4 protein-coding genes are annotated in these 2,391 nt (G+C 36.7%); 1 reads left to right on the top strand and 3 read right to left on the bottom strand.

The genetic code is table 11. The features are described 5' to 3' along the window. Positions 1-26: 26 nt before the first annotated feature. Together ACJML3_RS07780 and ACJML3_RS07775 are read right to left on the bottom strand one after the other, a co-directional pair. A complete protein-coding gene (locus tag ACJML3_RS07780) occupies positions 27-671 on the bottom strand; it encodes a hypothetical protein (RefSeq protein WP_406022110.1) in 645 nt (214 codons plus the stop codon). A gap of 11 nt (positions 672-682) precedes the next feature. Further along, complete coding sequence (locus ACJML3_RS07775) at positions 683-886, bottom strand: SlyX family protein (RefSeq protein ID WP_406022109.1); 204 nt, start codon at positions 884-886, stop codon at positions 683-685. Between the two features lie 67 nt (positions 887-953). On the opposite strand from ACJML3_RS07775, the gene ACJML3_RS07770 reads away from it, so the two are divergent. After that, positions 954-1,481 (top strand): NUDIX domain-containing protein, encoded by a 528-nt coding sequence (locus tag ACJML3_RS07770; RefSeq protein ID WP_406022107.1) that lies wholly within the window; start codon positions 954-956, stop codon positions 1,479-1,481. A 72-nt stretch (positions 1,482-1,553) separates the two neighbouring features. On the opposite strand, the gene ACJML3_RS07765 is transcribed toward ACJML3_RS07770, so the two are convergent. Further along, positions 1,554-2,391: magnesium and cobalt transport protein CorA (locus tag ACJML3_RS07765; RefSeq protein WP_406022105.1), on the bottom strand; the 838-nt coding region annotated here is incomplete at its 5' end.

Raw genomic sequence — 2,391 nt, 5'->3', positions numbered from 1 at the left:
CAGAGGATATATTTTGATGAAAATAATTATAGCTGATGCTGAATTTTTTCTATAGCAAGGTGGTAGATATTTTCAAGTGACTGTTCTGTTGTAGTCTTGTACAGTGTCTTTGTATCTGTAATTACCTTTCTTGTCTGACGGTTCTTGAGCTTGAAGTGCTTTTGCATATTGTTCTGCTGAGTGTAGATATCAAGCTCAATATCTGAATTTATGTCATCAGTCATATTATCAAGACCTGCCCATGTCCAGAACTGTTTAATGCTTACTGCAACAACAATTGTATCAGCATCATCTGCAAAGCTAGGCTCTACTACCTGATATCCTGCTTCACTAAATGCTCTTGAAATAAGCTTTCTGAATAGACCTTCTACAGTGTTGTTTTTTGGCAGCAGCAGAGCTCCTGACTGTTCATTAAACATATTCTTGAGTCTTGCGTATGCTCTTGATTTGTATTCTCTTGATAAGATCTTTCCTGATGGAAGGTTAGGCTGCTTTGCATTACCAATAAACATACGGTTGTCAGTTACATCTGCAATCACAACCTTAGGTCCATTTTTTGGCTCATCGATATATGTAGGTAATCTTAAATCAACAGATTTTTCACTGTTAGAGCATGCGCTAAGGTTCAGCGCAAAACATGCGATAAGAAGTAACTTGATCAGTATTTTCATAATTATTCACTCTAATAATGAGGTGGAGGCACTTCATCCTTCAGATCTCTAGTTGCGTATGGATCGCCAACTTTAGAGTAGAGGATTTTAAACTGTACTTTTAGTTTATCTAAAGTTTCATATACAGAAGTTAGCTCGTTAGACTGTTTTTCAAGTTCAGCCTCAAGCCAGGAAATTTTTTCCTCAAGCTCAACTAGCTTTTCACTGTCGGTCATTTTTTTCTCCTATAAATCGGATAAAACATTATAATGTTTTTGATGAAAATAATAAAAAGGAATTTATATGTCTTCACAAGAACTTGTTGATATTGTCGATGAAAACAATGAGGTTATAAAAACTGTTACAAGGGCACAGATGAGAAAAGAGCAGTTACCTCACAGAGCTTCATATATTGCACTTTGCAACAGTAAAGGTGATTTTCTTGTGGAAGTTAGAACACTCAGCAAGGACTATGCTCCTGGCCTTTTTGATGCTGTTGTAGGCGGAGTGATACAGCATGGAGAGGATTTTGATGAAAGTGCAAAAAGAGAACTTTTAGAAGAAGTCGGGGTAGATGCAAATTTAAAGGAAGTTGAGTTTCACTCGCTGGGTGACTATAAAATAGTCGGCAAGTCAAAGATGCGTTTTTTCTATGGATACCTGTATATAGCTAAAACAGATCTTATTACTAAAAGACAGGCAAGCGAAGTTTCTGGCGTTATGTACCTACCATATGAGGATATTATTAGATTAAAAGATTCAACAACTCATGATTCTGTAGTTGCACTACAGGAGATTATAAAAAGAGCAAAAGAGAAGAGTATTCTGTAGAAAAGGATTATTGCGCCTTACATCTTTCATTATTTTTGGCGCAATAAAGTGATTCAAATCAGAAAAAAGAATTTATAACCAGCCTTTCTTTCTGAAGAAGAAATAGGTAATAGCTGCAGATAAAATCATCATTCCGATAGAAACCGGATAACCGTAATACCATTCTATTTCTGGCATAAACTTAAAGTTCATACCATAAACAGATGCAATCCAGGTAGGTGGCATGAACACTACAGCTGCCACTGAGAAGATCTTGATAATGCTGTTCTGCTTCTGATTTGTATAACCCATTGATGCTTCTAGCTGGAAGTTAATCTTGTTAGAAATAAATGAGGTATGAGGCAGAATAGACTCAATATCGTTTAAAACCTCTTCAAGAACGCGTGATTGTCTGTCATCAATAGAGCTTTCAAATGTTTTTCTGATAAATCTTAAAGCTCTTCTTGTATCGTGTAGAGCCTGTAGGATCTGAGAGTTTAACTCTTCTTGTAAAATCAGCTCTTCTAAGGTTTCCTTCACATGAGAATCATCTGTTATCTGGTCGGATGTCTGTTCAAGAGTAAAGTAAGCATCCTCGATAAGATCGGATAACTGATCAACCTTAAGATCCTGAAGTTTTAAAAGGATATCAAGCGCGGAGCGGATTTCAACCTTGTCATGTCTTATGTAGTATCTTAAAAGTCTGACAATTGAGATATCATCTTCCCTAAATGAGATAAGAAGATTCTTTCTCATTGTAAAGGACATGTTCACACCGCGAGTTTCATTTGATAGTCTCTGTGGGAATAATGACAGGATATGAACACCGTCAGGACCTACTCTGAAACGAGATGATGACTCAATATCATCCATCTCATCCTCTTCAGGAACGTCCTCAACGAATAAAGTTTCAAGCCAGGAGCGCTCTTCT

Source organism: Succinivibrio sp., assembly GCF_045124615.1.
In the GTDB taxonomy this organism is placed as follows: Bacteria; Pseudomonadota; Gammaproteobacteria; order Enterobacterales; family Succinivibrionaceae; genus Succinivibrio; species Succinivibrio faecicola.
This window is presented reverse-complemented; position numbering and strand designations above follow the sequence as displayed.

Bases quoted from the DNA above. Each gene is read 5' to 3' on its own strand.
- ACJML3_RS07775 (WP_406022109.1), bottom strand. From the start codon at position 886: ATGACCGACAGTGAAAAGCTAGTTGAGCTTGAGGAAAAAATTTCCTGG.
- ACJML3_RS07770 (WP_406022107.1), top strand. From the start codon at position 954: ATGTCTTCACAAGAACTTGTTGATATTGTCGATGAAAACAATGAGGTT.
- ACJML3_RS07780 (WP_406022110.1), bottom strand. From the start codon at position 671: ATGAAAATACTGATCAAGTTACTTCTTATCGCATGTTTTGCGCTGAAC.